The 4516-nt window shown below is 71.1% G+C and carries 5 protein-coding genes and 1 pseudogene; 2 read left to right on the top strand and 4 right to left on the bottom strand.

All coding sequences use genetic code 11. The features are described 5' to 3' along the window. Positions 1–749, bottom strand: a 749-nt coding sequence (locus ON31_RS11185) for a serine hydrolase domain-containing protein (protein ID WP_157533652.1), incomplete at its 3' end; no start/stop codon positions are given. 148 nt (positions 750–897) lie between these two features. Between ON31_RS11185 and ON31_RS11180 the strand changes: the two genes are divergently transcribed. Then, positions 898–2286 (top strand): alpha/beta hydrolase family protein, encoded by a 1389-nt coding sequence (locus tag ON31_RS11180; protein ID WP_039812533.1) that lies wholly within the window; start codon positions 898–900, stop codon positions 2284–2286. A gap of 60 nt (positions 2287–2346) precedes the next feature. After that, complete coding sequence (locus ON31_RS11175; protein ID WP_039812531.1) at positions 2347–2964, top strand: class I SAM-dependent methyltransferase; 618 nt, start codon at positions 2347–2349, stop codon at positions 2962–2964. Positions 2965–3055: 91 nt separating this feature from the next. Here ON31_RS11175 and ON31_RS11170 read toward each other — a convergent pair whose 3' ends face one another. The 3 genes and pseudogenes from ON31_RS11170 to ON31_RS37525 all read right to left on the bottom strand — a co-directional run. Then, a complete protein-coding gene (locus ON31_RS11170) occupies positions 3056–3295 on the bottom strand; it encodes a hypothetical protein (protein ID WP_147287202.1) in 240 nt (79 codons plus the stop codon). Between the two features lie 116 nt (positions 3296–3411). Further along, complete coding sequence (locus ON31_RS11165) at positions 3412–4089, bottom strand: response regulator transcription factor (RefSeq protein WP_039812527.1); 678 nt, start codon at positions 4087–4089, stop codon at positions 3412–3414. Beyond that, positions 4071–4516, bottom strand: a pseudogene (locus tag ON31_RS37525) (hypothetical protein); the annotation flags it as partial. The pseudogene ON31_RS37525 and the gene ON31_RS11165, both read right to left, overlap by 19 nt.

Here is a 4516-nt window from a genome sequence, read left to right as displayed (position 1 = left end):
CCCGCCGCGCCCGGAATGCCGTAGGCCCGGCCGAGCGCCATGGCGGCATAGGGCGCGCCGACCAGTTCCAGGCGCGAGCCCGCCACCGCGGCGACCCGGGTGGCCGAGCCCGGGGCCGGGCGACCCAGATGGATGCCGTCGGTGCCGAGCGGTTCGGCGACCTCGGTACGGAACAGATCGGCCATGCCGCGACCGGTGACGGAGCGGGCCAGCCCGCCGCACAGCCAGCCGAAGGTGAGAGCGTGATAGGTCGGAACACCCAGCAGGTGGTCGGGTTTCGCCGCGGCCAGCCGCTCCTCCATGAGCCGGTGGTCGAGCACCTCGTCGAGCCCGCGTGCGATGGCGGGCAGCCCGGACAGTCCGGCGCGATGGGACAGCAGCTGCCGCACCGTGATCCGGTCCTTGCCGTTGGCCCCGAATTCGGGCCAGTACTCGGCGACCGGTGCGGCGTAGTCGATGAGGCCGCGGTCGGCGAGGCGATGGATCACCGTGGCCGCGATGCCTTTGGTCGCGGAGAACACGATGCTGCCGGTCTCCGGTCCCCACGGACGGCCGGTTTCGCCGTCGCCGATCCAGATGTCGACCAGGGGCTCGCCGTGCCGGTGCACGGCCAGCCCACCTCCCGCACCCGGTCTGCCGCCCATGATCCTCGCGAAAGTTCGTACGAGAGGGGCGAATTCGGCGGCGGCGGCACCGCCGACACCAGCCGGAAGGGATGCGGCACCGGGGAGGGAAGCGACATTGCTCACACCGTCCACGGTACGGAGGCCCGGTCGGCGGCGGCAACGACGGAACCCGCCCTGTTATGTCGGACGTCCGAGTGGTTATCGATGGTGTCCGACCGGTTATCGGCCCGTAACCGAAGCGTCCGCGTTCCGGTCATGCGTAGGGTGAGGTATGCGCACGCTGCGGTCACTCCTGTTGATCCTGTCCGCCGTCGTCGCCCTGGTGGCGGCGGGATGCGGAAAGGACGACGCCACACCGACACCCGAACAGGTGAGCGGCGACTGGCACGGCAGTATCGAGCTCCCCGGCCGCCAGCTCGCCATCGGGGTGAACTTCGCCGATGACGGCGAGGCCACCGTCGACATTCCGGAGCAGGGCGTGGCCGCCGCGCCGTTGACCGGGGTGAGCGCCGATCCGGACAAGGTCACCTTCAGCATTCCGGACGTCCCGGGCGATCCGAAGTTCGAAGGGACCTACAACCGCGACAGCGACACCATCGAGGGCGAATTCAGCCAAGGCGGACAACAGTTCCCGCTGCGGCTGACCCGCGGACAGGTGGAGGGTCCGGCGCGACCGCAGGAACCGCAGGCGCCGTTCCCGTACGACACCGAAGAGGTGTCCTATCCGAGCGGGGAGATCACCGTCGCCGGCACGCTGACCCGGCCCGAGGGCACCGGACCGTTCCCGACCGTCGTGCTGATCACCGGCAGCGGACCGCAGGACCGCGACGAGACCCTGCTCGGACACAAGCCCTTCCTGCTGCTCGCCGACACTCTCACCCGCGCCGGATACGCGGTGCTGCGCACCGACGACCGCGGCGTCGGCGGGACCGGCGGCAATCTGGAACACGCCACCTATCAGGAGCTCACCGACGACATCATCGCCGGGATGAACTACCTGCGCGGCCGCGACGATATCGACGCCCGTCGCATCGGCTTGCTCGGCCACAGCGAGGGTGGCTACCTCGCCCCGCTGGCGGCGGCGCGTCCCGACAGCGGGGTGGCGTTCACGATCCTGCTGGCCGGTCCGGCGGTGCCGGGTTCGGAGGTGCTGCTGGAGCAGAACCGGCTCATCATGGCCGCCCAGGGGGCGACGCCCGAGGAGATCAGCGAGCAGATCGGCTTCGTGTCGGGACTGGTCGCCATCGTCCGCACCGGCGATCTGGAGGCGGCCCGCCGGTACGTGCTCGAGCACAACAACAGCCTCCCGGAGGACGAGCGCTCACCGGAGGAGGCCGCGGCGCAGATGGCGAGCCCGTACATGGCGGCGCTGCTGAACTACGATCCCGCCCCGGCACTGTCGGCACTGCGGGTGCCGACGCTGGCCGTGTACGGCGGCAAGGATCTCCAGGTACCACCCGCCCAGAGCGAAGGACCCATGCGGAATCTGCTGGCGGACAATCCGGATGCCACCGTCCACACCTTCGACGGGCTCAACCATCTACTGCAGCCGGCCGACAAGGGCACGCCCGACGAGTACGCGGCCATCGAGACCACCATGGACCCGGCCGTACTGGACTATCTGTCGAACTGGCTCACCGAGCGGATGCCGCCGCGCTGAGTCGCGGTTTCGGCGGTTTCGGCACTGGCGGCCGAGCCCCGACCTTGGGAGAGTGAGAACGTGGGTATCTACGAAGACCGCATCCTCCCCCGCCTCGTCGACCTCACCTGCGGTATGCGGGCGCTCGATCCGCTGCGCGAGCGAGCCTGCGCCGACCTGCACGGGCGGGTCGTCGAGATCGGATTCGGCTCCGGCCGCAATGTGCCGCTCTACCCGAGCGCGGTGGAGTCGGTGAGCGCCGTCGAACCCGCGGATCTGGGCTGGCGGATGGCGGCGCAGCGGGTGGCGGCCGCACCCGTCCCGGTGGAGCGCTCGGGACTCGACGGGCAGCGGCTTCCATTCGCCGACAACACCTTCGACTCGGCGCTGTCCACGTGGACGCTGTGCACCATCCCGGATGTGCTGGCGGCGCTGGCCGAGGTGCGGCGGGTGCTGCTGCCCGGCGGCACGCTGCACTTCGTCGAACACGGACTGGCTCCCGATCCCGGCGTCCAGACCTGGCAGCATCGCCTCAACCCGATCCAGAAGACGGTGGCGGGCGGGTGCCATCTCAACCGCGATATCGCGGAACTGTTGACCACGGCCGGATTCGAACTCCGCGAGGTGGACCGCTTCTATCAGGAGGGGGCGCCCCGACCCTACGGCGCGCTGTCGCTGGGCGTGGCTGTGTCGAACTGAGCGCGGCCGCGCCCGATGACGGCGCTGAGCCCCGGCGGACCGGGCGGTACACGCGGTGGGCAGGGCAGGAATGGTCAGGGTGACGAGCCCGTCACTGTGCGGACAGGCCCGCGGAGAGGGAGGCCAGTGCGCATTCGGGCGGGGTGGGGTAGATGAGGATGCAGGCGAAGCCGACCGGTTCGGCGGTGTGCGGGACAGCCGGGAGTGTCGGCTCGGCGGGGGTCAGGGGGACGGCTGCTGTGGCCGGGGCGATGACGGCGAAGGGGGCGGCGGCCAGGGCGAAGGCCAGGGCGGCGATGCGGAAGCGGTTGCGCATGAGCGTGATTCCCAACTATTGAAATATAAACGTTTCGGAGCAGGGTACCCGTTGCCGCCGGCTCCGGCGGGGCGATCGCGGCGGGCGGAGAGCACTGCCCGTCGGCCCCGGACTCGGGTGACTCCGTGGCACTAGGTGGTGGCACCCCGAATGGCGATGTACTCCTGTTCCGGGCGGCCGGTGCTGCCGTAGCGCAACTGCATGCGGACCTCGCCGGAGGCGACGAGCAGGGCCAGGTACCGCTGGGCGGTGGCGCGCGAGACGCCGGTGACGGTGGAGACCTCGGCGGCCGAGAGCGGGGAGGCGGCGACTCGCACCGCGTCCAGGACCAGTTCCCGGGTGGTCGAGGAGGCCGCCGCGGCCGGGGCGGTCGGCGGCGTCGGACGCAGCGCCTCCAGGGCGGCATCCACCTCGCGGGCGGTCACCTCGGTGGCGGACAGGATGCGGCGGTACCGGGCATAACCGGCCAGGCGTGCGGCCAGGGCGGTGTGGTCGAACGGTTTCACCAGGTACCCGAGCGCACCCGCGCTGAGCGCGGCGCGCACGGTCTCGGCCTCGGTCGCCGCCGTGAGCACCATGGCGTCGAAGTGGATCTCACGCACCAGGTCGATCCCCGAACCGTCCGGCAGATACACGTCCACCAGGGCCAGATCGAAGCTGTGCGCGGCGATCGCCGCCCGCGCCGCGGCGAGCGTGGTGGCGGTCGCGCCCACCGTGAATCCCGGTAGCGCCGTGACGATCCCGGAATGCAGGTTCGCCACCCGGAAGTCGTCGTCCACGACGAGCACATTCACATCGTCTCGGCCCACGCCACATCTCCTCTCACCAGCGCACCCGGCATCCGGGCAATGAACTCGGCCCCCCGCAACCTCCCCGCCGCGCTGACATCGGATACAGCGGCACCCGACTCGGCGGCACCAACAGGCCCGGCACCAACTGCTCCGGCATCGACGCGCCGACTCCCGCGAGGCGCTGATGCGCCTTGCCCCAGGTCGCGGACCCGGGCATCGCCCGACACGGCATAGTGCGCCTTCGCCACCGTGGCAGGCGGGGCGAAGCGCGCGGACCCCGCTCCGGTCTCCGCCAAGGGGCTTGCCCCCGAACTGGGTTCGGTGTCGCCACGCTCGAACCCGCCGGACAGCCCCGCGCCGAGCACGGTGCCGCAATCTCCCGGCTCATCGGCACCGCCGGGAGCAGCAGCGTCGGGCACGGCAGCGTCGGCCACCACACCGTCGG

This window comes from Nocardia otitidiscaviarum NBRC 14405, from assembly GCF_000308635.1.
Classification (GTDB): domain Bacteria; phylum Actinomycetota; class Actinomycetes; order Mycobacteriales; family Mycobacteriaceae; genus Nocardia; species Nocardia otitidiscaviarum.
Note: the sequence above shows the minus strand (reverse complement) of the source record. Positions and strands in the feature narration are given on the sequence as shown.